This is a genomic window from Geodermatophilus nigrescens (assembly GCF_900129495.1).
GTDB classification, from domain to species: Bacteria; Actinomycetota; Actinomycetes; order Mycobacteriales; family Geodermatophilaceae; genus Geodermatophilus; species Geodermatophilus nigrescens.
Genome location: NZ_FQVX01000001.1, coordinates 254,591 through 278,373 on the forward strand (window position 1 = coordinate 254,591; position 23,783 = coordinate 278,373).

A 23,783-nucleotide genomic window follows, 5' to 3' on the forward strand; every position below is an offset into this window, starting at 1 on the left:
AGGCCCCCCGATCGGGACACGGGCAGCGGCTCGTCGGTACCGGGGGACGGCACGTGGCCGCGGTGTCGGCCGGTAGGCCGACGGTGTGCCTAGCGCTGGCGCAGCGCGTCGAAGAGGACGTCCTGCAGGTCGGTCGGGTCGACGGCGGAGTAGGCCGCGCCCCCGGTGGCCGCGGCGATCTGCTCCAGGGCCGCGATGTCGGCGTCCGGGCCGAGCGCGACGCCGATGACCTTCACCGGCCGCGACGGGTCGGCCTCGTCCTGCAGCGTCTGCAGCAGCTGGTCCAGGCCGATGCCCGTGCTGTCCTCGTTCGTGCCGTCGGTGACGATCACGACGCTGCTCACGGCCCCGGGGTCGTACTGCTCGCGCGCGGCCCGGACGGCGCCCAGCGTCGTGTCGAACAGGCCGGTGCCGCCGCGGGAGAGCCGCTCGGGGATGGTGTCGAGCGCGGCGTCGAGCAGGTCGCGCTGGGTGCTGCCCCCGACCTCCTCCTGCAGTCCCCGGATCGGCTCGAGCTCGACCCAGTCCTGCTCGCCCTCCAGCTGGTAGGCGAAGAACCACAGGCCGATCGAGGAGGTGCCGGGGATCAGGGACAGCGCGCTGCGGGCCGCGTCGCGGGCCAGGGTGGCGCGGGTGCCGTCGCCGGCGGGCGCCTCCATCGACTGCGAGACGTCGAAGACGGTCAGCAGCCGCGACGGCGCCGCGAGCCGGGCCAGCTCGTCGAGCAGCCCCTGCACCTGCTCGGTGTCGACGTCCAGCGCCTGCGGCGCCTGCTCCTGCACGCCCGGGCCGGGCTCGGTCGGCGGGTTGCCCTCGGCGTCGCGGAAGCCGGCGTCGAGGACGGCGGTGCGCGCGGCCTCGGAGGTCAGGGTGCGGATGACGGCGTCGACGGCGGCGCGGTCCTCGTCGGAGGCGCTGCCGACCCGCAGCACCGGGTAGTCCAGCTGCGGCGAGCCCTCCGCCGGGTAGACGGCCACGAGCGCGGAGTCCTGCGTCGCGCGGTTGAGCGAGATGACCTCCTGCTCGCTCACCGGCACCAGCGGGGCCCCGGCGTCGTCGGCGGCCGCGGCGGTCAGCGCGTCGGCGGGCGTGACGGCCGGGCCGCGGCGGGCGGCGAGCACGGCCTGCACGACGGCGTTGTCGGCCTGGTCGCCGCCGCCGAGGGAGGTCTGGACGGCGGCCAGCGCGGCCACGCCCTCGGCGCTGGTGGCGAGGTCGGGGACGGCGACCGGGCGCTCGCCGCTGAGCGCGGCCCGCCAGCCCGGGGGCTGCGCGCTCCAGCCGAGCTGGTCGGCGGCGGCGCGGCTGGTGCCCAGGACGACGGGGGAGCGGGCCATCGAGCCGGAGGGGTCCAGGCCCGCGTCGTCCCCGGCGCGGACGGCCCACAGGGAGCTGTCGGGCACCCACACCTGCGGCAGGGCGCTGCCCTCCAGCGCGGTGAGGTCGCCGACGGTCTGCAGCGGCTCCTGCGCGGTCACCTCGGCCAGCGCGCACGTGCCGCCGCCGAGGTCCTGGCTCTCGTCGAGCAGGCCCTGGGCGACCACGCCCATCTCCGGCGCGACGGTGACACGGACGGTGCGGGTCTCGTCGCAGTCGGCGCCGGCGTCCGAGCCGGAGGACAGCCACCACACCAGCCCGCCGGCCACCAGGGCCAGGACGAGCAGTGCCGCGCCGATCGCGAGGGGTGCGGGACGGGTCGTGCGGCGCTGCGCGGTCGTGTCGGCGTGGCGGCCCATTGCTCACTCTCGGTCAGAGTCCGGTTCTCTGGCGTGTCCCCCGACCGCCGGAACCACTGTAGGTGCGAACTCCGCCACAGTGGAGGCCCGGTCGCGACGCCGTCGCGACCGGGTCCGGGCCCTCCCGCCGGTCAGCCGACGCGGGTCGCGGACTCCTGGAGCCGGGCGGCGAACCAGTCAACCGTGCGGCGCAGCCCCTCCTCGGAGGGGACCGTCGGCCGCCAGCCGAGCAGCTCCTCGGCGCGGCGGGTGTCCGGTCGGCGGACCTTCGGGTCGTCGACGGGCAGGTCGACGAACTCGACGTCGGACGTGGAGCCGGTGAGCTCGCGGATCCACTCGGCCAGCCGGAGCATCGACAGCTCGTCGGGGTTGCCGATGTTGACCGGGCCGGGCTGGTCGGAGAAGGCCAGCGCGAGGATGCCGCGCACGGTGTCGTCGACGTAGCAGATCGACCGGGTCTGCGAGCCGTCGCCGGCGACGGTCAGCGGGCGCCCGGCCAGCGCCTGGCCCACGAAGGCGGGGATGGCGCGGCCGTCGTCGGCGCGCATGCGGGGGCCGTAGGTGTTGAAGATCCGCACGATCCCGGTGTCGGTGCCCTTCGACGTCCGGTAGGCGGTGGTCATGGCCTCGCTGAAGCGCTTCGCCTCGTCGTAGACCCCGCGCGGGCCGACCGGGTTGACGTTGCCCCAGTACTCCTCGGGCTGCGGGTGCACCAGCGGGTCGCCGTAGACCTCGGAGGTGGAGGCGAGCACGTACCGGGCGCCCTTCTCGTGCGCCAGGCCGAGGGTGTGCAGGGTGCCGAGGCTGCCGACCTTGAGCGTCTCGATCGGCATCCTCAGGTAGTCCAGCGGGCTGGCCGGCGAGGCGAAGTGCAGCACCAGGTCGACGTCGCCGGGGACGTGCACGAAGTCGGTGACGTCGCAGCGCACCAGCCGGAAGCCGGGGTGCTCCATGAGGTGGACGACGTTCTCCGGTGAGCCGGTGAGGAAGTTGTCGAGGCAGACGACCTCGACGCCGCGGTCGAGCAGGTGCTCGCAGAGGTGGGAGCCGAGGAAGCCGGCGCCGCCGGTCACCACCGCCCGCCGGATCGTCCGTGCCGCGTGCACCATGCCCTGCTCCGTCCTGTTCCGCCGCCCCGTCGCGCAGGGTCCGCGGCTGCCCTACCCGGAGATCAACTGCCGACACTTCGAGGGCTGAGTGTCCGCCTCCCGGTCACCCGGGACGGCGACGGGCCGCCGGTCCCCGAGGGAACCGGCGGCCCGCCGTCGTGCGCTGGAGGCTCTGGGGTCAGGGCCTCAGTTGATCGGCTCCTCCTCCGGGATGCCGTTCTCCGGCGGGCTGGCCGGCTCGCCGTCGAGCTCCTCGATCTCGGCGTCGCCGTTGTCGGTGACGAGGATCGGCGTCAGGTCCTCCGAGCCCTCGCCCTGCAGGCGGCTGACGAGCATGCCGCTGTAGCCCGCGTGGCGGTCCTCCGAGTAGCGGAAGGGCGTGAAGCCGGGGCCCTCCCACTCGGAGCCGGCCTGCTCGACGGCGGCGACGAGGTCGTCACGCGTCGGGTTCTGGCCGGCCGACTGCAGCGCCTGGACCATCGTGTAGGCCTGCGACATGCCGTAGATGCGGTAGTTGGTGAGCTCGCCCTCCTGGCCGGACTCCTCCCACACCTGCTGCCACAGCTGCACCCACGGGTTGTCGGGGGCGTCGAGGCCGGGGATGTACTCGGTGGTCAGCACGCCGTCGAGCAGGCTGGCGTCGCTGACCGCGCCCTCGGAGAAGCGGGCCAGCAGCGAGCCGACCAGCGCCGGGTCCGAGCCGACGTTCGAGTAGAACCACTGCGGCTGGTAGCCCAGGCGCAGGGCGGTCAGCTGCGAGAGCGCCGTGTAGCTCGGCACGTTGAAGCCGAGCACGAGGTCGGCGCCGGCGGCCTGCAGCGCGGAGATCTGCGGGACGACGTCGGTGTTGCCGGGGACGTAGGTCTCCTCGGCGACGATCTGGTCCTCGAGGTACTGGCGGGCGCCGGCCGCGCCGTCCTCGCCGAAGTCGTCGCCCTGGAGGAACAGGCCGACCTTGGCGTCGGGGAAGTTCTCGGCCACGTACTGGCCGATGATCTTGCCCTCGATCTCGTAGTCGGGCTGCCAGCCGAAGGTGTAGGGCTTCTCCTCGACGTCGTCCCACAGGCGCGAGCCCGACGACACGAACAGGTCGGGGACGTTCTCGCTGTTGAGGAAGTCGGTGACCGCGTTGTGGGTCGGCGTGCCGAGGCCCGACATGATCGCGAAGACCTCGTCCTCGAGGACGAGCTGGTTCACGATCTGGCTGGTGTTGGTCGGGTTGTAGGCGTCGTCGCGGTAGACGAACTCGATCTGCCGGCCGTTGACCCCGCCGTTGGCGTTGACGTAGTCGAAGTAGGCCTCGACCCCGGTGGGGATCTCGCTGTAGCCGGGCGCCGCGACGCCGGTCAGCGGGTAGTGGGCACCGAGCTTGATGGTGTCCTCGGTGATGCCGATGTCCGAGGCCTCGTTCTCCTCGCTGCCACCGCCGCCGCCACCGCCACCGGAGTCCCCGCCGCCGCAGGCGGCCAGGGTGGTGGCGACGGTCGCCGCGGCCACGAAGCTGACGAGGCGTCGTGAGGAACTTGTCAACGGTTCTCCTCTGGAGGGACCCGGGCGCCTGTGCCCGGGGGGTTCTGGTGGGGGTGGGGGAGTCGGGGTGGCCGGCGGCCGGGAGGGCGGGCCCTCACCCCCGGGCGCGGCCGGCTGCCCGCCGGGCGCGCTGCTTCATCAGGGCCAGCCGGACCGACCCGACCAGGCCCGCGGGGGCGAAGAGCATGACCAGCACGAGGATCACGCCGTAGACGACGTAGGAGATCTCGGCGGCCTGGGCGGCGTCCATGTCCAGCGACTCGCCGGCGTCCCGGAGCAGGCGCGGCAGGAAGACCAGCAGCGCCGAGCCGATGAGCGCCCCGAGCAGGCTGCCCAGACCGCCGATGACGATGGCGGTGAGCAGCGACAGGGACAGCACGATCGTGAAGGCCGTCGGCGCGGTGAGCCGGACGACGAGGGCGAGGACGGCGCCGGCGAGGCCCGCCGCGGCGGCGCTGACGACGAAGGCGACGACCCGCCACGCGCCGAGGTTGATGCCGGACAGCTCGGCGGCGACCTCCTGGTCGCGCACCGCGCGCCAGGTGCGGCCGACCCGGCTGCGCATCAGGTTGGCCAGCAGGAAGTAGGTGACCAGCAGGCAGGCGACGCTGATGTAGGCGATCCACTTGACGCCCGAGGCGGGGTTGCCCGACAGCGTCCGGATGATCTCGGTGAACCAGTCCGGGCGGTCGGGCGTGGAGACCGTGAGGCCCTGCTCGCCACCGAGCAGGTCGTCGAAGTGCAGCGCCAGGCCCGGCAGGCCGACGGCCAGGGCGAGGGTGGCGCCGGCGAGGTACGGGCCGTGCAGCCGGGCCGCGGCCACGCCGACGATCGCGCCGACGACCGAGGTGAGCGCCACCGCGATCAGGAAGACCACGACCAGCGGCAGCGGCTCCTCGACGTCGAGCAGCAGTGCGGTGGTGTAGCCGCCGACGGCCATGAGCGCGCCGTGGCCTAGGGAGATCTGCCCGTTGAGGCCGGTGAGCAGGGTCAGCCCGCCCGCGGCGATCGCGTAGAAGGCGACGTAGCCGACCTGCGCGTTGAAGCCGAGGTCGGTCGACTCGAGCAGGAGCACCGCCCCGACCGCGCACAGCACCAGGACGAGCAGGTGGCGCAGCAGCGTGTTGCGCGGCAGGAACGAGCGCCCGCCGGTGGCCTGCGCCGAGCTGGCGTTGCTCGCCGCGGTGGCGGTGGTGGGCGCCTCGGAGGTGGCCGCGCCGGCGGCCGAGGCGGAGGCGGGGGTCTGCAGGTCGCTCATGGCGGTCACGCCCTCCGCGTCTGGGTCGTCGAGAACAGGCCGCCGGGCCGGACGAGCAGGACCACGACGAGGATGACGAGGGCGGCGAGGCCGACGAGGGTGTCGCCGAGGTAGCCGCGCACGTAGCTGAGGGCGACGCCGAGGACCAGCCCGCCGACGACGGCGCCGATCGGGGAGTCCAGGCCGCCGAGCACCGCGGCGACGAAGCCGAAGACGATCAGCGAGTCCATGAACGTCGGCGCCACGAAGGCGGTCTCGGCGGCGATCAGCATGCCGGCCAGCGAGCCGACGACGGCGGCCAGCGCCCAGCCGAGGGTGAGCATCCGGCCGACGCGGACGCCGAGCAGCCGGGCGACCTCCTGGCCGAAGGCCGAGGCGCGCATGGCGAGGCCCAGGCGGGTGAAGCGGAACAGCGCGATGAGCGCGACCATCACCAGCAGCACCGCGATGAGCGTGTAGACGGTGTTGGGGCTGAGCGACCCGAGCGTGGTGTCGCCGATCCGGAAGCCGATGTTGGAGAACGGCGGCACGAACGCGCGCTGGTTGACGCCGAAGAGCACCGAGATCAGCGCCTGGATCGCGATGAACAGACCCAGGGTGACGATGACGGCGTTGAGCTCGGGCCCGCCCTCGACCGGCCGGATGACGACGCGCTCGACGACCGCGCCGATCACCAGGCCCGACAGCAGGGCGACGACCAGGCCCACCCAGTAGGACTGGCCGGCGTCGATGAGGGCGATCGCGATGAAGGTCGTCAGGGCGGCCATGGCGCCCTGCGCGAAGTTGACGATCCGGGTGGAGCGCCAGATCAGCACCAGGGCGAGGGCGAAGGCCGCGTAGACCGACCCGGTGATCACCCCGCCGAGGGTGAGGTTGACGAACTCTTGCACGTGGGGGGCTGCCTTCCTGGCGTGCGGAGGAGCGGGGAGCGGCTAGAAGCCGAGGTAGGCGTGCCGGAGGTCCTCGTCGCCGGCGAGCCGGGCGGCGTCGTCGGTGACGACCACGCGGCCGAGGTTGAGCACCACGCCGGTGTCGGCCACCGACAGCGCGCTGCGGGCGTTCTGCTCCACCAGCAGCACCGACAGGCCCTCGGTGTCGACGAGCTTGCGCAGCAGGGCGAAGATCTGCGCCACGATCCGCGGCGCGAGGCCCAGCGAGGGCTCGTCGAGCAGCAGCACCTTCGGGCGGGCCAGGAGCGCGCGGCCGATGACGAGCATCTGCCGCTCACCGCCCGAGAGCGTGTGCGCCGTCTGGCCGCGGCGCTCGGCGATGCGGGGGAAGAGGTCGTAGACCCGGTCGAACTCGTCCTGGCCGACCTTCCCGCGGAACAGCGAGCCCACTCGCAGGTTCTCGTCGACGGTCAGCTCGGCGATGACGCCGCGGCCCTCGGGCACGTGCGACATGCCCTTGGTGACCATGGCCTCGACCGGCGACCGGGTCACGTCCTCCCCGTTCAGGACGACCCGCCCCGCGGTCGGGCGGACCAGGCCGCTGATGGTGCGCAGCAGCGTCGTCTTCCCGGCGCCGTTCGCGCCGAGGACGGCGGTGATCCGGCCGGACTCCGCGCGCAGCGTCACGCCGTCGAGCGCCCGGACCGGGCCGTAGGCGGCCGACAGGCCCTCGACCTCGAGGACGGCCGGGGCGGTGGCGGTCCCGCCGCCCTTCGAGAGGCCGACGCCGGCGGCCGAGGCCGCGGTGCTGCCGTGCGCGCCGGTCTCAGCCACGGTGGGTCCCCCCGTCGGTGCCCGCCAGCTCGCTGACGTCGGTGGTGTCGTCGACGGCGTCGCCGAGGTAGGCCTCGGTGACCGCCGGGTCGTTCTGGACCTGCTGCGGGGTGCCGGCGGCGATCTGGCGGCCGGAGTCGAGCACGGTGATCTGGTCGCAGACCCGCATGACGAGGTCCATGTGGTGCTCGACGAGCAGCACGCTCATCCGGCCCGACAGCAGGCGGATGAGCTCGCCGAGCTCGTGCATCTCGTCCTCGGACAGGCCGCTGGCCGGCTCGTCGAGCAGCAGCAGCTCGGGCTCGGAGACCAGCGCGCGGGCCAGCGCGACCCGCTTCTGCACCGGGTAGGGGAGGCTGCCGGGGTAGCGCGCGGCGTAGCCCTCGGCGTCGAGCTCGGTGAGCGCGCCCATCGCGCGCTCCCGCAGCCGGGCGTCGTCCTTGTCGGCGGTGGGGATCGCGAACAGCGCCGAGAAGAAGCCCGCCTTCGCGTGCTTGTGCGCGCCGACCATGACGTTCTCGAGCACGGTCAGGCCCGGGAAGAGGCCCACGCCCTGCAGGGTGCGGGCGATGCCCAGCCCCGCGAGCTGGGCGGGCCGCAGGCGGCGCAGCTCCTGGCCGCGCCAGACGATCCGGCCCTCGGTGGCGCGGACCAGGCCGCAGGCCACGTTGAACATCGTCGTCTTGCCGGCGCCGTTGGGGCCGATGAGCCCGTGCACCTGCCCCGGCTCGACGGTCAGCGACACGTCGGTGAGGGCCTTCACGCCGCCGAAGGCGACGCTGATCCCGGTCATCTCGAGCCGGGCGGTGGGCGATCGGTCCTGGTGCCGGGTGCTGCTGCCTGTGGTGTCCGGCGGCTGCGCCAAGGTGCCCACGTCTCCTCTTCATCGGGGAGGAGCCGCGCTCCAGCCGACGCCGCACGGCGTCGATTGGGTCACAGCTCGGTACCCGATGACTCTGCGGTCCGGTGAGGGCCGTCACAATGGGCGCAGCGCACAGTGATGCCCCCGCCGTGTTGTGCTCTGTGCGATGGGAACCGGAGGTGATGGCGTGCACACGGCCCCCGGAGGCGTCACCGAGCGGCTGGCCGAGATGGTCCCCGCGCTGCTCGAGCAGCTCGACGCGATGACCGACCGGATGGTCGAGGTCCTCGTGGAGACCGAGCCGCCCTACCGGGAGGCGATGCAGTCGGGCGACCCGCTGCTGCGCACCACGCTGCGCCGCAACCTCGAGGTGGGCATCCGCGGGCTGCTGCCCGACGTCCCCGCGGCCTACTACGCCAGCCACGCCGAGGGCGCCCGCGCCGTCGGCCGGCTGCGCGCCGCGCAGGGCATCCCTCTGGAGGCGGTGCTGCGCGCCTACCGCCTCGGCGGGCAGATCACCTGGGAGGCGCTGGTCGCGCTGTCCCGGAACAGCGGCCGGCACGACGACGGCCTGCTGCTGGAGGTCGCGGGCTCCCTGTGGCGCACCAACGACCGCGGGTGCAGCGCCGCCGCCGAGGGCTACCGGGCCGAGGAGCGCCGCCGCGCCGGCCTCGACGTCGCCGAGCGCCGCCGGCTCGTCGACGGCCTGCTCGACGGCCGCGGCGGCGACCCGGCGTTCGTCCGGCAGGCCTCCGAGCTGCTCGCCGTCCCGCTGGGCGGGCGGCTGGCCGTCGTCGTCGCGCACCCGGCCGAGGACCGGCCCGAGGCGGCCGACCCGGCGCAGGCGCTGCTCAAGCGCGGCATCCGCTCGGCCTGGGGCACCCGGGCGCAGGCGCAGGTGGGCGTGGTGGCGCTCGGCACCCGGCGGCTGCCCGAGCTGCTGGGCTGGCTGGGGCTGCTGGCCACCGGCCCGGTCGGGGTGTCGCCGGTGGTCGAGGGCGCGGCCGCCGTCGCCGGCGCCTACCGGCTGGCCGAGACCGCGGCCCGCACGCTCCCGCCCGGGACGGCGCGCGTCGTCACCACCGACGACCGGCTGCCCGAGGCGCTGCTGTCGGACTCGCCGGAGATCGCCGAGCGGCTGGTCGGGCAGACGCTGGGCCGGCTGCTGGAGCTGCCCGAGGACGAGCGCGAGGTGCTGCTGGAGACGCTGTCGGCGTTCCTCGACGCCGACGGCTCACCGACCCGCGCCGCCGACCTCCTCTACTGCCACCGCAACACGGTCATGCACCGGCTGCGGCGGATCGAGTCGGTGACCGGCCGCAAGCCCACCGACCCGCGGGCCCGGCTGCTCTGGCAGCTCGCGCTGCTGGCCACCGGGCACCACGACGCCGGCACCCGGCGGCCGGTCCGCGACTCGGCGTAGACCGGGCCGCGACGCGCCGCCGGCTACTGCAGGTAGCCCTCGACCTCGGACTTCGGCCGCACCTGGGCGGTGTCGGGGTCCTCGTCGTACTGGCGCTTGGCGTCCCGCTGGCGCACGAGGTCCCAGAGCTGGTCGCGCTCCTCCTCGATCGCCCGGAGTCGGGCCCGCTGCTCCTCGGTGTGCTCGGCGCTGTCGCGGAGCCGGTGCTCCTCCTCGACCAGGGCGTCGATGCGGCTGCGGATCTCGCTGTCGTCCATGCGGCCACTCTGCCCCATCGCCGGACCGGGTGCCGGGCTCAGCCCTCCGGCACCCAGCCCTCGACGAAGGCGGCCAGCCGCCGGGTGACCGCCCCGCCGGCGCGGCCGAGCGACAGCAGGGCGGCCCGGTCGAGAGGCACGCGCACGGCCCGCCGCCCGGCTCCCTCTCCGGCCTGAGCGCTGCGCACCCCGTGCCCGGCGGAGACGAGCTCGGGCCAGGGCCGTTCCAGCTGGGCGAGCACCCGGGCCAGCGCGGCCGCGGTGGGCCCGGCGTTGCCCTCGACCATCGCGGTGACGAACGCCGGGTCGCTGCCGATCACCCGGGTGCCGTCGCGGAAGCTGCCCGCGGCCAGCGCGAGCGCCAGCGGCCCGGCCGACCCCGCCGCGGCGGCCAGGGCGGCGGCCAGCAGGTGCGGCACGTGGCTCACGGCGGCGACGGCGTCGTCGTGCTCGGCGGCGGTCACCGGCACCACCTCGGCGCCCGCGTCGAGGGCCACCTCGGCGGCGCGCAGCCAGCGCGGCAGCTCGGTGCCCGGCTCCAGGCACAGCGCCCAGCGGGCGCCGCGGAAGAGCTCCGGGTCGGTGGCCGCGTGGCCCGAGCGCTCGGTGCCGGCCATCGGGTGCCCGCCGACGAACCGGCCGCCCAGCGCCGCGCCCACCGACCCGAGCACCGGCACCTTCACCGAGCCGAGGTCGGTGACCGTGGCGGCGGGGTCGACGTCGAGGCCGTCGAGGGCGGCGGCCATCGCGGGCAGCGGCACCGCCAGCACGACGACGCCGCCGAGCTCGCGGGTGACCCGCACGCCCCGGGCGGCGGCGGCCTCCCGGGCGGCGGGGTCGACGTCCCACCCGCGCACGTCGCGGCCGGCCGCCACCAGCGCCGCGGCGAGCGACCCGCCGAGCTGGCCGAGCCCGACGACGCCCACCGGCGGGGCCTCCATGGTGGGCACCGGCAGGCTCACTCGGCGTCCTCCCAGCTGCGGTCGGTGCGGAACACCCGCGCCAGGGCGGTGGCCACCGGCCGGCCGTCCTCCCCGCGCGCCTCGATCCGGTACACGGCGGTGCGCCGGCTGCGGTAGAGCTCGCTGCCCTCGGCGACCAGCCGCTCGCCGGGCCGGCCGGGGGCGAGGAACTCGGTGTGCACGTCCTGGGCCACCGCCACGACGCCGTGGCTGTTGCTCACCACCGCGTGGACGACGTCGAGCAGCGCCATGGTGGCACCGCCGTGCGCGGTGCCGACGGCGTTGAGCAGCCGCGGGCCGACGGTCATCGCCGCGCGGGCGTACCCGGGCCGGACCTCCTCGAGCGCGATGCCCAGCAGCTCGGCGAGCGGGTCGGCGGCGAGCCGCGCGGCCAGGGCGGGGGCGACCTGGGCGAGGTCGTCCGGGGCGGGATCGGCCATGATCAGAGGCTATGGCCTCCGCGCTCCCGGTCCGCGCCGCATGACGCCGCGGTCGTTCCTGCTCACCCCGGAGCTCGCCGAGCACGTGCGGGCGAGCTCCGAGCCGCTCGACGACGTGGCCGCCGACCTGGTCGCCGAGACCGCGGCGCTGGCCGACCGCGGCGAGGCGCCGGCGACCTTCCAGATCGCCGTCGAGCAGGGCGTGCTCATGCAGCTGCTCACCCGCGCGCTCGGCGTGCGGCGGGCGGTCGAGATCGGCACGTTCACCGGCTTCTCCGCGCTGTGCATCGCCCGCGGGATGCCCGAGGACGGCTCGCTCGTCTGCCTCGACCGCAGCGAGGAGTGGACGGCGGTCGCCCGCCGGTACTGGGAGCGGGCGGGCGTCGCCGGCCGGATCGAGCTGCGGCTGGGCGAGGCGCTGGAGGAGCTGCGCGCGCTGCCGGCCGACCCGGTGCTCGACCTCGCCTTCGTCGACGCGGACAAGACCGGCTACCCGGCCTACGTCGAGGAGCTGTACCCGCGGATGCGGCCCGACGGGCTGGTCCTGCTGGACAACACGCTGCGCGGCGGGCGGGTGCTCGACCCGCGGACCGACGACGACCGCGCCGTCGTCGCGCTCAACGCCGCGCTGGCCCGCGACCCGCGCTGGGAGACCGTGCTGCTGCCGCTCGCCGACGGCCTGACCGTGCTGCGCAAGCGGTGAGCGGGCCGGTGGCGGGGCAGGAGGGCGCCAGCTGGGCCGTGCGGGTCGACCGCCCGGGCGGGCGCTGGCGGGTGGAGCTGCTGGCCGACGACGCCGGCGACGAGCTGCCGGTGCTCGAGCGCGCGCTCGGCGAGCCGGGTGCGGGCGCGTGGCCGCCGCCGTTCGTGGTCGTCGTCGACTCGCGGCTGTACTTCGTCGTGCTGCGGCACGGCCCCGGCGGCATGGTCCGCGCGCTGATCTCCGACGCGACGATGCAGGAGTGGGTGCTCGGCGCCGAGGTGGTCGAGCGGTACGGCATCGGCGTCGACGAGGACGGCGCCTTCGACGACGACGAGACCGGCTGGCCCGGAGGTGACCTGGACGTGTTCGCCGACGACGGCCTGCCCGCCGACGAGTTGCGGCCGATCGTGACCGCCGACGACCTGTGGGCCGACGAGATGGTCGCCAGGGTCGCCGCCCGCCTCGGCTTCGCCGACGAGCTGGCCGCGGCGGTGGGCCGGTGAGCGTCGCCGCGGTGGTGTTCGACCTCGGCGGGGTCATCACCGAGAGCCCGATGCTCGCCTTCGCCGCCTACGAGGCCGAGGCCGGTCTGCCCGAGGGGCTCATCCGCCGGCTCAACAGCACCGACCCCGACACGAACGCCTGGGCCCGGTACGAGCGCAACGAGCTCGACGTCGAGGGGTTCGTCGACACCTTCGAGGCCGAGGCGCTGGCCGCCGGGCACCGGGTCGACGCCCGCCGCGTGCTCGCCGCGCTACACGGCGAGGTCCGCCCGGAGATGGTCGCCGCGGTGCGCCGGCTGCGGGCGGCCGGCCTGCCGCTGGCGATGCTGTCGAACAACGTGGCGCCCATGGAGCGCACGGGCCCCCTGGCGGAGCTGCTGGGCCTGTTCGACGCCGTCGTCGAGTCCTCGGTGGAGGGCGTGCGCAAGCCCGAGCCGGAGATCTACCGGCGGGCGCTGGCGCGGCTGAACGAGGCGGTCGGCCGCGACCTCGACTTCGCCGACTGCGCCTACCTCGACGACCTGGGCATCAACCTCAAGCCGGCGCGGGCGCTGGGCATGCACACCGTCAAGGTCGCCGACCCGCGGGGAGCGCTGGACGAGCTGTCGGCGCTGGTCGGCTTCCCGCTGCCGTGACCACCGAGGACGGGGCCGCCGTCGGGGCCGGTCCGGGGCCGGACGCCGTCGACGCCGCCATGGCCCGCGCGCTGGAGCTCGCCGCCGCCGCGCAGGAGTGGGGCGACACCCCGATCGGGGCCGTCGTCCTCGGGCCCGACGGCGCCGTGCTCGCCGAGGCCGCCAACGAGCGGGAGAAGCAGGGCGACCCGACGGCGCACGCGGAGGTGCTCGCCCTGCGCGCCGCCGCGCGGGTGCACGGCGACGGGTGGCGGCTGACCGGCGCCACGCTCGTGGTCACGCTCGAGCCCTGCACGATGTGCGCGGGCGCGAGCGTGCTGGCCCGGGTGGCGCACGTCGTCTACGGCGCCGACGACCCCAAGGCCGGCGCCGCCGGGTCGCTCTGGGACGTCGTCCGCGACCGCCGGCTCAACCACCGCCCGCAGGTCACCGGCGGGGTCCGGGCCGAGGAGAGCGCGACACTCCTACGCGCGTTCTTCCGCCGGAAGCGGGGCCTGTAGTCTGTCCGACGGTGGCGTGTCCGAGCGGCCGAAGGAGCACGCCTCGAAAGCGTGTGAGGTGCAAGCCTCCGTGGGTTCAAATCCCACCGCCACCGCCAGCAGGAACCGACGGCGGCGCCCCGTGCAGGGGCGCCGCCGTCGTCGTCTGCGGGGTCGGGCGGCGGCGGCGGGTCAGGCGACGACGTCGAGGTCGATGAGCAGCCGGCCGTCGTCGGCCCGCACGAACGTCACCGCGTGCGTCTCCACCAGCCGGTCGCCGGGCGCGAGGAACTCGACGTCCGTCGTCGCGGTGATGACGTCCCCGCGGTCGACGACGTCGCGGACGTCCAGCAGGTTGATGTCCGACCAGCGGCTGAAGAAGTCCTCGTAGTAGCCGTAGCTCGCCCGCGACTGCAGCGTCGGCCCGGTGAGCTCGTAGGCGGCCGCGGTGTCGCCGGGCAGCAGCGTGTAGTACTGCTCGAGCGTGTCGCGCGCCTCGGCGGCCGGGTCGTCCGCCGGCGGGGGCTCGGCCGACGACGTCGGGGGCTCCGCGTCCCCCGTCGGGGACGGCTCCTCCGACGTCGGCTCCTCCCCGCCGGTGCCGGGCGCCTGCCCGCCGTCCGTGCCGCCGTCCGTGCCGCCGTCCGTGCCGTCGCCCGTCTCCGGTGCGTCCGTGGTCGGCTGGGTCGCCCCCGAGGACGACGACGGGTCCGCCGCGCCGGCCTGCGGGTCGCCGTCGCCGCGCACCGCCAGCCAGGTGCCGAGCGCGACGGCGGCCACCGCCAGCGCGGCCAGCAGCGCCACGACCAGCGGGCGGCGGCGCCGCGGGCGGGCGCCCACCAGCGGCGGGGCGGGCGGCCGGCGGTCCGGGTCCTGCGTCCCCGGCGGCGGCCCGGACCCCGGCGGCTGCGTCAGGGTCGGCGGCGAGGTGGCGGTCGGCGGGTCGACGGCGTCGGGGGAGGGCACGACCGGGGTCGGCGGCCCGGCGTCGGGCGCGGCCTCGGGGACGGGGGGCGTCGCCGTCCGGGCGCGGTCGGGCGCGGGGCCGAGGGCGGTGCGGGCGAGCAGCACGGTGGTCGGGTCGCCGTCGCGGCCGGCGGCCAGGCGGGCCAGCTCGTCGCGCATCTCGGTCATCGACGGCCGCCGCGCGGGGTCGGCGTCGAGCATCCGCATCAGCGGCCGCTCCAGCGACCCGGCCCGCCGCGGCGGGCGGAACTCGCCGGCGGCCACGCGGTGCAGCAGGCGCAGCGCGTTGTCGTCCATCCCGAACGGCGGCTCGCCCTCCAGGCAGGTGTAGAGGGTGGCGCCGAGGGAGAACACGTCGCTGGCCGGCGTCATGTCCGTGCCGCGAGCCACCTCGGGCGCCAGGAAGGCCGGCGTCCCGGTGATCTGGCCGGTCTGGGTGAGGGTGACATCGCCGCTGGCGTGCGCGATGCCGAAGTCGGTGATCTTCACCAGGCCCTCGACCCGCCCGCCGCGGCCCACCAGGACGTTCCCCGGCTTGACGTCGCGGTGCACGATCCCCGCCTCGTGCACCGCCACCAGCGCGTCGGCGAGCTGGGCGCCCACCTGGGCCACCTGGTCGGGGCGCAGCACGCCGTCCTCGTGCAGCACCACGGCCAGGCTGCGCGAGGGCAGGTACTCCATGACCAACCACGGGACGCCGTCCTCGAGGGCGACGTCGAACACCGAGACCGCGTGCGGGTGGGAGAGCCGCGCGGCGATGCGGCCCTCGCGCATCGCCCGCTCGCGCTGCTGGCCGGCGAGCTCCGGGTCGACGCCGGCGGGCAGGAGCACCTGCTTGACGGCGACCTCGCGCCCGAGCAGCTCGTCGCGGCCGAGCCAGACCGCGCCCATGCCGCCGCCGGCGATGCGCGACACCAGGCGGTAGCGGCCGGCCACGAGGCGGCCCGGGACGGTCGTGGTCACCGGCCGTCCCTACCCAGCGCGGCCGCGCGCGGCACCGGGGGCGTCAGACGGTGCTGGGGACGCCGAAGCGGCGGGCGTACTCCTCCTGCGCCCCCTCGGGCAGCACGTCGTAGAGCCCGCCGAGCTCCTCGACGGCGTCGGGGGCGAGGTCGTCGAACAGCCGCTCCCACGTCGGCGGCTCGTCGTAGCTGCGGGTCAGCAGCAGCTCCCACGCCTGGGTCTGCCGGTCGCGCTTGCTGCGCTCGGCGGCGAACTCCGACAGGTAGCGGTCCTTCGCGGCGGCCTTCTCCTCCGCGGTGGCCGACGGCGGGAGGCCCGCCGGGTCGGCGCCGCGCAGCACGGCCACGATCTCGTCCACGACCTCCGGTCGGACCTGGCCCGGCTCGCTCATCGTCCTGCTCCCGTCCCTCGCATGCGTCCCCCCGACCCCGCAAGCCTGCCTGGTGTGCCCGCGCCGGACCACCCGGGGCGGCGTGCTGCGGGGCGGCGGCTGACCGCCGCCGGGCGTGCCGGTACGATCGACGGGCACCGGGAGGATTCGCCTAGTGGCCTATGGCGCTCGCTTGGAAAGCGGGTTGGGGGCAACCCCTCGGGAGTTCGAATCTCCCATCCTCCGCACCACGACGGGCCCCGGCAGTGCGCCGGGGCCCGTCGCCGTTCCCGGGGCCGCTCAGGCGCCGGGAGCCGCCACGCGCTCCGCCCGCCGGCCGAGCTCCCGCAGGTAGAGCCCGGCGACGGCGGCCAGCAGCAGCGCCCCGCCCGCCACCGCGGCCGGCTCGAGCCGCTCGCCGAGGAACGCCGTGGCCAGCGCGGTCGCCGTCAGCGGCTCCAGCAGCGTGACGATCGAGGCCACCGCGCCCGGGACGGTGCGCACCCCGGTGAAGAACAGCCCGTAGGCCAGCGCGCTCGGCACCAGGCCCAGGTAGAGCAGCACCGCCAGCGCCGTGCCGTCGTCGGGCACCGACACCCCCTGCGCCAGCACGACCGGGGTGAGCAGCAGTGCGCCGCCGGCGAACCCGACGAGGGTCACCGGCACCCCGGCCGGCACGCCGCCGCCGGCCACGGTGACGACGGCGTAGCCGAGCGCCGAGCCGGTGGCCACGAGGGCGCCGAGCAGGACCGCCGTCCCGCTGTCCGCGCCGACCGAGACGCCCACGAGCAGGGTCAGCCCCACGAGGGCGACGCCGAGCGCGACGAGCGTGGCCCGCTGCGGCCGGCCGTGCCCGAGCAGTGCGCCGCCGACGGCGACGAGCAGCGGCGCGAGACCGAGGGCGACCAGCGTGGCGATGCTCACCCCGGCCCGCTCGACCGCGGTGAAGTAGGCCAGCTGGTAGCCGGCCAGCCCCGCGGCGATGAGCCCGAGGCGGACGGCGACGGGACGGGGAACGCGCACCGCGGGGCCGCGGCGGCGGGACGTGGCGGCCCACGCCGCCAGCAGCGCGAGCGCGCCGATGGCGAGGCGGTACCAGGCGATGTCGAGGGCGGAGAGGTCGCTGCGGTCGGCGACGACGCGGCCGCTGATCCCCGACGTGCCCCAGCAGAGGGCGGCGAGCACGACGAACCCGAAGCCGCGTGCAGAGGACGAGGTGTGGGGGCGGGACCCGGGGGACCCGCGGCTCGAGCCGCGGGGGGAGGGGGTGGACATGACGCTCCTGGGCGCTGGTTCCGGACGGGACGGGCGGGTCCGGAGCACGGCGCGAGCGCGGCCGGCGAGGTCGCGGCCGCGCGGGTCAGCCCGCGGTGCTCCGGGTCAGGAGCGCGGCGGGGGCAGGACGAGGGCGCGCCGGGGCGTCATGGGGCGGGAGCCTAGCGAGCGGCGTCCTCTACAGTGGTGCGCAGACCCCTCGTGTGGCGTCACCCTGTGAACCTCCCCAGGGCCGGAAGGCAGCAAGGATAAGCGGGCTCTGGCGGGTGCGCGGGGGGTCCCTTTCTTCCCCGGTCCTCCCCCGGGCGACCGTCCCGGGCACTCCGGCGGGCCGCGGCGCGTCTCACAGCTGGCTGCCAGCTCGGTCGGCCAGCATCCTCGGAGCCCGAGGAGAGGAGCTCGCCATGGCCCGTCGCCGTCGCACCTGGTGGATCGTCGGAGGGGTCGTCGCCCTCCTCGCGCTCGGCCTCGGCGTGGGCCCGCTGCTCTACGCCGCCACGCAGGAGGACGCCGCCGCGGCGCCCACCGTGCAGGCACAGCCCTCCGACGTCGAGCTCGCCCCCGACACCGACGGCACCTGGACCGTCTCGCCGGGCTCCTCGGCCGGCTACCGCGTCGACGAGGTGCTCAACGGCGCCGACGTCACCGTCGCCGGCACCACCGACCAGGTCACCGGCGACGTCGTCGTCCAGGACGGTGACCTCAGCACCGCCCAGGTCACCGTGGACGTGGCGAGCGTGCGCACCGACAGCAACCAGCGCGACGGGTACTTCCGCGACAACGTCATGGACGTCGGCACGCACCCGACGGCGACCTTCGCCGTCCGCGGGCCGGTCGACCTGCCCGAGCTGTCCGGCACCCCGGTGACCGTCCCGGTCACCGGCGACCTCACGCTCCGCGGCACGACCCGGCAGGTGCAGGCCGAGCTGTCGGTCGTGCGCACCGCCGAGGGCGTCGAGGTCTCCGGGGTGGTCCCGGTCGTCTTCGGCGACTTCGGCATCACCCCGCCGAACCTGGGCTTCGTCCGGGTCGAGGACCGCGGCCAGGTGGAGTTCCTGCTCAAGCTCACGATGTGAGACACGGCCGGTGCTCCCGGCTCGTCGGTCCCGGCACGTAACCTCGCCGCGTGGCTCTGGCGCTCTACCGGAAGTACCGCCCGGCGACCTTCGCCGAGGTGGTCGGCCAGGAGCACGTGACCACCCCGCTGGTCAACGCCGTCGACGGCGGGCGGATCAACCACGCCTACCTGTTCAGCGGCCCGCGCGGCTGCGGCAAGACGTCGTCGGCGCGCATCCTCGCCCGCTCGCTCAACTGCGAGCAGGGCCCGACGTCGACGCCGTGCGGCGTGTGCGCCTCGTGCGTCGCGCTGGCCCCCGACGGCCCCGGCTCGCTCGACGTCATCGAGATCGACGCGGCCAGCCACGGTGGTGTCGACGACGCCCGTGACCTGCGGGAGCGCGCGTTCTTCGCGCCGGTGAACAGCCGCTACAAGGTCTACATCGTCGACGAGGCGCACATGGTCACCACGCAGGGCTTCAACGCCCTGCTCAAGGTGGTCGAGGAGCCGCCGGAGTTCCTCGTCTTCGTCTTCGCCACCACCGAGCCCGACAAGGTGCTGCCCACCATCCGCTCGCGCACGCACCACTACCCGTTCCGGCTGGTCCCGCCGACGACGCTGCGCGGCCTGCTGGAGAAGACCTGCGCCGCCGAGGGCGTGCAGGTCGAGCCCACGGTGTTCCCGCTGGTGGTGCGGGCCGGCGGCGGCTCGGTGCGCGACTCGCTGTCGATCCTCGACCAGCTGCTCGCCGGCGCGGGGTCCGAGGGCGTCACCTACGCGAGTGCGGTGAGCCTGCTCGGCGTCACCGACGACGCGCTGCTCGACGAGGCCATCGACGCGCTGGCCGCGCAGGACGCGCCCGGCGTCTTCCGCGCCGTCGACCGGGTGGTCGAGGCCGGCCACGACCCGCGCCGCTTCGCCACCGACCTGCTCGACCGGCTGCGCGACCTCATCGTGCTCGACGCGGTGCCCGAGGCCGGCGGCAACGGCCTGCTCGACTGCCCGCCCGACCGGCTCGACCTGATGGTCTCCCAGGCGCGTGCGCTGGGGTCGGCCACGCTCTCGCGCCTGGCCGACACCGTGCACGCCGGGCTGAGCGAGATGCGCGGCACCACCGCGCCGCGGCTGCTGCTCGAGCTGGTGTGTGCCCGGATGCTGCTGCCGGCCACCGACGGCTCGGCCGCCGCCACCCTGCAGCGCCTCGAGCGGCTCGAGCGCCGGCTGTCCATCGCCGGCGGCGAGGCGGTCACCGACGCGCCCCTGCACGACGTCCCGGTGCGCGAGGCTCCGGTCCGGGAGGCGCCGGTCCGCGAGGCGCCGCGGCCCGTCCCGGCCCGCGAGGAGCCGGCGCCCGCCCCGGAGGAGCGCTCCGGGCCGCCGCGCAAGGAGTACGTCCGCCCCTCCCAGCGCGCCGCCGCCCCGCAGGCCCCCGCTCCCACACCCGCCGCCGCCCCGGCACCGCCGCCCGCCTCGGCACCGGCGCCCGCGCCCGCGCCCGCGTCGTCGTCCCCCGCGTCCGGCGGGGACGACTGGCCGGAGACCGCCCGGCCGGGCTCCGGCGCCCGCCCGGCGCCGGCACCCGCAGCGGCCGCGGCCGGCGACGACTGGCCGGAGACCACGCAGCCCGGCAGCGGCGCCCCCGCCGCCTCCGCCCCGAAGGCCGCGCCCGCCCCGGAGCGGGCGCCGGCGGCCCCGGCGTCGCCCCCGCCGGCCGGGCCGCGGCAGGGCGTGCGGGTGGCCACGGGCGAGCCCGACATCCCGCTGCCGCCCGAGCCCACCGACGACGAGGACTGGCCGCACACGCCGCAGCCCGCCGCGGCCCGCGCGGCCGCCGCCCGGGTCGCCGAGCCGCGCCCGCCGGCCTCGCCCCCGCGGGCGGCCGCCGAGTCCACGCCCGCCCCGCGCGGCGGCGAGCCGACCCCGGTCGTCACCGCCAACCCGCCCGGCGCGCCCGACGGGGGAGGGGACGGCGACCTGGCCACCTCCGACGTCCGGCGGGTCTGGCCGGAGCTGCTCGCCGTCGTCAAGCGGCACAAGCGCACCACCGAGGCGCTGCTCAAGAACGCCCAGGTGCACGAGCTGCGGGCCGGCGTGCTCACGCTGTCCACGTCCTCGCCGGCGCTGGCCCGGCGGATCGGTGACGACCTCAACAAGGACGTGCTGCGCGAGGCGCTCAACGAGCTGCTGGGCGTGCGCTGGAAGATCGAGGCCGTCGTCGAGGGGGCCGCGGGCCGCTCGCCCGCGGCCGGCGGCGGCGCCGAGGGCTCCCGCGAGGCGGCCCAGGAGGCCGCGCGCGTCGCGGAGGCCGCCGAGGCCCGCGAGCTCATGGCGCAGCGGGCCGCGGAGGACGAGACCGCCGGCGCCCGCGAGCACGTGCCGGCCGTCGACCCCGAGCAGGCGGCGCTGGCGCTGCTGCGCGCGCAGCTGGGGGCGCAGCCGCTGGAGAGCTGACCGGCCGGCCGGGCCGTCGTCCGCCGGATGTCGCCCCCGCGGCCTACGCTCGGGTCATGTTCCCCGGTGGTGGCCAGCCCGACCTGTCCGCGATCCTGCAGCAGGCCCAGCAGATGCAGCAGGCGCTGGCCGCCGCGCAGGACCAGCTGGCCAAGGAGGAGGTCACCGGCTCGGCCGGCGGCGGCCTCGTCACCGCCACGATGACCGGTGCCGGCGAGCTGCGGTCGGTCACCATCGCGCCGTCGGCGGTCGACCCCGACGACGTCGAGACCCTGCAGGACCTCGTCGTCGCGGCGGTCCGCGACGCCTCGCGGCTGGCCTCCGAGCTGACCGCCGACCGCATGGGCCCGCTGGCCGGCGGCCTCGGTGGCGGCTTCCCCGGGCTCCCCGGCGCCTGACCGGCACCTGACCGGCATCGCGCCCGACCACCTCTTCCCCTAGGAGCACCGTGTACGAGGGGGCCGTCCAGGACCTCATCGACGAGCTCGGCCGCCTGCCCGGCGTCGGGCCCAAGAGCGCCCAGCGCATCGCCTTCCACCTGCTGGCCGCCGAGTCCGCCGACGTCGGCCGGCTCGTCGCCGCCCTGCAGCGCGTGCAGGCCGAGGTGCGCTTCTGCGTGACCTGCTACAACGTCGCCGAGGGCGAGCAGTGCCGGATCTGCAAGGACCCGCGCCGCTCCGACGACGTCATCTGCGTCGTCGAGGAGCCCAAGGACGTCGTCGCCATCGAGCGCACCCGCGAGTTCCGCGGGCGCTACCACGTGCTCGGCGGCGCGATCAGCCCCATCGAGGGCGTCGGCCCCGACGACCTGCGGGTCAAGGAGCTCATGACCCGCCTGATGGACGGCACGGTCACCGAGCTGATCATCGCCACCGACCCCAACCTCGAGGGCGAGGCCACCGCGGCGTACCTGGCCCGCCTGGTCGGCCCGCTGGGGCTCGCGGTCTCGCGGCTGGCCAGCGGCCTGCCCGTCGGCGGCGACCTCGAGTACGCCGACGAGATCACCCTCGGCCGGGCCTTCGAGGGCCGCCGCCGCATCGACGCCTAGCACGACCTGGCACGGCCGCGACGCGGGCCCGCGGCCCGGCCCCGGCAAGGTCACAGGATGGTGTCGATGGGGCCGCTCGGCTCTGGCGCCCGCCTCCTCGCGACCTAGGGTCCGTGAGCACGCCGTCCGGACGTCTTGCGTCCACCGGCGGTCCACCTCGGATCTCATCCGGCCCGGAGCGGGCCGAGAAGGCAGGTCTCCTGCGATGCAGCGTCGACCCCAACGTGTGCTGGCCGCCTCCGCGGCCGCGCTGACCGCCGTCACCCTGGCCGCCTGCGCGTCCAGTGACCGCGACTCCGGCGAGGGCGGGGAGGGCGGGGAGGCCCAGTCCGGCGGCACGCTCGTCTTCGGGGCGGCCGGCGACCCGGCGATGCTCGACCCGGCCTTCGGCAGCGACGGCGAGACCTTCCGGGTCGCCCGTCAGATCCACGAGGGCCTGCTGGGCAACGAGCTCGGCGGCACCGAGCCGGTCCCCGAGCTGGCCGAGGACTACGAGGTGAGCGAGGACGGCCTCGAGTACACCTTCAACCTCCGCCAGGGCGTGACGTTCCACGACGGCACGGACTTCAACGCCGAGGCGGTCTGCTTCAACTTCGACCGCTGGTACAACTTCGAGGGCCTGGCCACCAGCCCGAGCGCCTCGTACTACTACCAGGCGGTCTTCGGCGGCTTCGCCAGCACGCCGGACACCCCGAGCATCTACGAGTCCTGCGAGGCCACCGACGAGAGCACCGCGGTGATCCGGCTGACGCAGGTCACCTCGAAGTTCCCGTCCGCGCTCGCGCTCCCGGCGTTCTCCATCCAGAGCCCCGAGGCGCTGCAGCAGTACGACGCCGACAACCTGTCGGGCAGCGAGGACGCGCTCAGCTACTCCGAGTACGCCCTGGAGCACCCGACCGGCACCGGTCCCTTCCGCTTCGAGAGCTGGGACCGCGGCAACGGCGAGGTCACCCTCGTCCGCAACGAGGACTACTGGGGCGACGCCCCGCTCCTCGACGAGATCATCTTCCGCACCATCCCCGACGGGAACACCCGCCGTCAGGAGCTGCAGTCCGGCGCCATCGACGGCTACGACTTCGTCGCGCCGGCGGACTACCAGTCCCTGGAGGACGACGGCTTCCAGGTGCTCGTCCGCGACCCGTTCAACATCCTGTACCTGGGCTTCAACGGCGGGAACGTGCCCGGCACGCAGGCCAACCCGGCGCTGCAGAACCCGCAGGTGCGGCAGGCGATCGCCCACGCGATCGACCGCGAGACGATCGTCAACTCGCTGCTCCCCGAGGGCGCCGAGGCGGCCACGCAGTTCATGCCGCCGACGGTCGACGGCTGGGCCGACGACGTCACCACGTACGACTACGACCCCGACCGCGCCCGCCAGCTGCTGCAGGAGGCCGGCGCCGAGGGGACGACGCTGCGGTTCTACTACCCGACCGAGGTCAGCCGGCCCTACCTGCCGGACCCGGCCGCGATGTTCCAGGTCATCAGCCAGAACCTGACCGACGCCGGCTTCACCATCGAGCCGGTGGCCCTGCCGTGGAACCCGGACTACCTGAACGCCGTCCAGGCCGGTCAGGCGGACATCCACCTGCTCGGGTGGACCGGTGACTACAACGACGCCTACAACTTCATCGGCACGTTCTTCGCCGAGGCGTCCAACGGCCAGGCGTCCGCGGAGTTCGGGGCGTTCAGCAACCCGGAGATCTTCGCCGCCCTCGCCGAGGCCGACGCGGAGCCCGACGCGAGTGCCCGCACCGAGCAGTACCAGGAGGCCAACCGGCTGATCATGGACTACCTGCCCGGTGTCCCGATCTCGCACTCGCCGCCGGCGCTCGTGGTGGCGGACAACGTGGAGGGCCTCGAGCCCAGCCCGCTGACCGCCGAGGTGTTCTCGACGGTGTCGATCACCGACTGACCCACCCCTCCGGCCGCGCCGGGACAGGACCTGTCCCGGCGCGGCCGGACCCGTGTCCGTGCCCTGTCGACCCCGATGATCGACACCCGACGTCGACCCGGGACGTCGACCCGGAACCCG

General features: G+C 75.5%; 23 protein-coding genes, 2 tRNA genes and 1 other RNA gene. 13 read left to right on the forward strand and 13 right to left on the reverse strand.

Annotated elements, in window-relative coordinates; translation table 11 throughout:
* Nucleotides 1–89 precede the first annotated feature (89 nt).
* From BUE37_RS01175 to BUE37_RS01205, 7 genes are all read right to left on the reverse strand, one after another.
* Nucleotides 90–1,736 carry a VWA domain-containing protein gene (locus tag BUE37_RS01175; protein ID WP_073418066.1) on the reverse strand — a complete coding sequence of 549 codons (1,647 nt, stop codon included), beginning with the start codon at nucleotides 1,734–1,736 and terminating at the stop codon, nucleotides 90–92.
* A gap of 131 nt (nucleotides 1,737–1,867) precedes the next feature.
* Entirely contained in the window at nucleotides 1,868–2,845 is a 978-nt protein-coding gene (locus BUE37_RS01180; RefSeq protein ID WP_073418069.1) for a UDP-glucuronic acid decarboxylase family protein, read from the reverse strand.
* A 186-nt stretch (nucleotides 2,846–3,031) separates the two neighbouring features.
* The gene (locus BUE37_RS01185) at nucleotides 3,032–4,375 is read right to left on the reverse strand and encodes an ABC transporter substrate-binding protein (protein ID WP_073418071.1); all 1,344 of its coding nucleotides are present in this window, start codon (nucleotides 4,373–4,375) and stop codon (nucleotides 3,032–3,034) included.
* A 94-nt stretch (nucleotides 4,376–4,469) separates the two neighbouring features.
* Entirely contained in the window at nucleotides 4,470–5,633 is a 1,164-nt protein-coding gene (locus BUE37_RS01190; protein ID WP_083628417.1) for a branched-chain amino acid ABC transporter permease, read from the reverse strand.
* 5 nt (nucleotides 5,634–5,638) lie between these two features.
* Complete coding sequence (locus BUE37_RS01195; RefSeq protein ID WP_073418073.1) at nucleotides 5,639–6,523, reverse strand: branched-chain amino acid ABC transporter permease; 885 nt, start codon at nucleotides 6,521–6,523, stop codon at nucleotides 5,639–5,641.
* A 42-nt stretch (nucleotides 6,524–6,565) separates the two neighbouring features.
* Nucleotides 6,566–7,357, reverse strand: a complete 792-nt coding sequence (locus BUE37_RS01200; RefSeq protein WP_073418085.1) for an ABC transporter ATP-binding protein — start codon at nucleotides 7,355–7,357, stop codon at nucleotides 6,566–6,568.
* Nucleotides 7,350–8,231 carry an ABC transporter ATP-binding protein gene (locus BUE37_RS01205; RefSeq protein ID WP_139252782.1) on the reverse strand — a complete coding sequence of 294 codons (882 nt, stop codon included), beginning with the start codon at nucleotides 8,229–8,231 and terminating at the stop codon, nucleotides 7,350–7,352. The genes BUE37_RS01200 and BUE37_RS01205 overlap by 8 nt, the downstream gene beginning before the upstream one ends.
* 175 nt (nucleotides 8,232–8,406) lie before the next feature.
* On the opposite strand from BUE37_RS01205, the gene BUE37_RS01210 reads away from it, so the two are divergent.
* A complete protein-coding gene (locus BUE37_RS01210) occupies nucleotides 8,407–9,642 on the forward strand; it encodes a PucR family transcriptional regulator (protein ID WP_245794226.1) in 1,236 nt (411 codons plus the stop codon).
* Between the two features lie 23 nt (nucleotides 9,643–9,665).
* Here BUE37_RS01210 and BUE37_RS01215 read toward each other — a convergent pair whose 3' ends face one another.
* From BUE37_RS01215 to BUE37_RS01225, 3 genes are read right to left on the reverse strand one after another with little or no spacing between them, the layout of a single operon-like run.
* Nucleotides 9,666–9,899: a DUF2630 family protein gene (locus BUE37_RS01215; RefSeq protein WP_073418089.1), complete on the reverse strand. Its 234-nt coding sequence runs from the start codon at nucleotides 9,897–9,899 to the stop codon at nucleotides 9,666–9,668.
* Nucleotides 9,900–9,937: 38 nt separating this feature from the next.
* The gene (locus BUE37_RS01220) at nucleotides 9,938–10,861 is read right to left on the reverse strand and encodes a prephenate dehydrogenase/arogenate dehydrogenase family protein (RefSeq protein ID WP_245794227.1); all 924 of its coding nucleotides are present in this window, start codon (nucleotides 10,859–10,861) and stop codon (nucleotides 9,938–9,940) included.
* Entirely contained in the window at nucleotides 10,858–11,301 is a 444-nt protein-coding gene (locus tag BUE37_RS01225; RefSeq protein ID WP_073418091.1) for a PaaI family thioesterase, read from the reverse strand. The genes BUE37_RS01220 and BUE37_RS01225 overlap by 4 nt, the downstream gene beginning before the upstream one ends.
* Nucleotides 11,302–11,341: 40 nt before the next feature.
* Between BUE37_RS01225 and BUE37_RS01230 the strand changes: the two genes are divergently transcribed.
* The 5 genes from BUE37_RS01230 to BUE37_RS01250 all read left to right on the forward strand — a co-directional run bounded on the left by BUE37_RS01230 (nucleotide 11,342) and on the right by BUE37_RS01250 (nucleotide 13,740).
* Nucleotides 11,342–12,004, forward strand: coding sequence for an O-methyltransferase (locus BUE37_RS01230; protein ID WP_073418093.1), 663 nt, complete (start codon nucleotides 11,342–11,344; stop codon nucleotides 12,002–12,004).
* Nucleotides 12,001–12,507, forward strand: a complete 507-nt coding sequence (locus BUE37_RS01235; RefSeq protein WP_073418095.1) for a tRNA adenosine deaminase-associated protein — start codon at nucleotides 12,001–12,003, stop codon at nucleotides 12,505–12,507. The genes BUE37_RS01230 and BUE37_RS01235 overlap by 4 nt, the downstream gene beginning before the upstream one ends.
* Nucleotides 12,504–13,142 (forward strand): HAD-IA family hydrolase, encoded by a 639-nt coding sequence (locus BUE37_RS01240; protein WP_073418097.1) that lies wholly within the window; start codon nucleotides 12,504–12,506, stop codon nucleotides 13,140–13,142. Before BUE37_RS01235 ends, BUE37_RS01240 begins: the two co-directional genes overlap by 4 nt.
* Complete coding sequence (locus tag BUE37_RS01245; protein WP_245794228.1) at nucleotides 13,139–13,642, forward strand: nucleoside deaminase; 504 nt, start codon at nucleotides 13,139–13,141, stop codon at nucleotides 13,640–13,642. Before BUE37_RS01240 ends, BUE37_RS01245 begins: the two co-directional genes overlap by 4 nt.
* A 10-nt stretch (nucleotides 13,643–13,652) precedes the next feature.
* Nucleotides 13,653–13,740, forward strand: a tRNA-Ser gene (locus tag BUE37_RS01250).
* 73 nt (nucleotides 13,741–13,813) lie between these two features.
* On the opposite strand, the gene BUE37_RS01255 is transcribed toward BUE37_RS01250, so the two are convergent.
* Together BUE37_RS01255 and BUE37_RS01260 are read right to left on the reverse strand one after the other, a co-directional pair.
* Nucleotides 13,814–15,550 carry a serine/threonine-protein kinase gene (locus tag BUE37_RS01255; RefSeq protein ID WP_073418099.1) on the reverse strand — a complete coding sequence of 579 codons (1,737 nt, stop codon included), beginning with the start codon at nucleotides 15,548–15,550 and terminating at the stop codon, nucleotides 13,814–13,816.
* A gap of 43 nt (nucleotides 15,551–15,593) precedes the next feature.
* The gene (locus BUE37_RS01260) at nucleotides 15,594–15,941 is read right to left on the reverse strand and encodes a hypothetical protein (RefSeq protein ID WP_073418101.1); all 348 of its coding nucleotides are present in this window, start codon (nucleotides 15,939–15,941) and stop codon (nucleotides 15,594–15,596) included.
* A 140-nt stretch (nucleotides 15,942–16,081) separates the two neighbouring features.
* On the opposite strand from BUE37_RS01260, the gene BUE37_RS01265 reads away from it, so the two are divergent.
* Nucleotides 16,082–16,166, forward strand: a tRNA-Ser gene (locus tag BUE37_RS01265).
* Nucleotides 16,167–16,220: 54 nt separating this feature from the next.
* Here the strand turns inward: BUE37_RS01265 and BUE37_RS01270 are convergent.
* The gene (locus tag BUE37_RS01270) at nucleotides 16,221–17,195 is read right to left on the reverse strand and encodes a DMT family transporter (protein ID WP_073418103.1); all 975 of its coding nucleotides are present in this window, start codon (nucleotides 17,193–17,195) and stop codon (nucleotides 16,221–16,223) included.
* A 190-nt stretch (nucleotides 17,196–17,385) separates the two neighbouring features.
* Here BUE37_RS01270 and ffs point away from each other — a divergent pair.
* From ffs to BUE37_RS01300, 6 genes are all read left to right on the forward strand, one after another.
* Nucleotides 17,386–17,481, forward strand: an RNA gene (gene ffs, locus BUE37_RS01275) — signal recognition particle sRNA small type.
* Nucleotides 17,482–17,599: 118 nt separating this feature from the next.
* Nucleotides 17,600–18,271 carry a YceI family protein gene (locus BUE37_RS01280; RefSeq protein WP_073418105.1) on the forward strand — a complete coding sequence of 224 codons (672 nt, stop codon included), beginning with the start codon at nucleotides 17,600–17,602 and terminating at the stop codon, nucleotides 18,269–18,271.
* Between the two features lie 50 nt (nucleotides 18,272–18,321).
* Nucleotides 18,322–20,703: a DNA polymerase III subunit gamma and tau gene (locus BUE37_RS01285; protein WP_073418107.1), complete on the forward strand. Its 2,382-nt coding sequence runs from the start codon at nucleotides 18,322–18,324 to the stop codon at nucleotides 20,701–20,703.
* 56 nt (nucleotides 20,704–20,759) lie between these two features.
* Nucleotides 20,760–21,101 carry a YbaB/EbfC family nucleoid-associated protein gene (locus BUE37_RS01290; RefSeq protein WP_073418109.1) on the forward strand — a complete coding sequence of 114 codons (342 nt, stop codon included), beginning with the start codon at nucleotides 20,760–20,762 and terminating at the stop codon, nucleotides 21,099–21,101.
* Between the two features lie 50 nt (nucleotides 21,102–21,151).
* A complete protein-coding gene (gene recR / locus BUE37_RS01295) occupies nucleotides 21,152–21,751 on the forward strand; it encodes a recombination mediator RecR (protein WP_073418111.1) in 600 nt (199 codons plus the stop codon).
* Nucleotides 21,752–21,956: 205 nt separating this feature from the next.
* Complete coding sequence (locus BUE37_RS01300) at nucleotides 21,957–23,663, forward strand: ABC transporter substrate-binding protein (RefSeq protein ID WP_073418114.1); 1,707 nt, start codon at nucleotides 21,957–21,959, stop codon at nucleotides 23,661–23,663.
* Nucleotides 23,664–23,783: the final 120 nt, after the last annotated feature.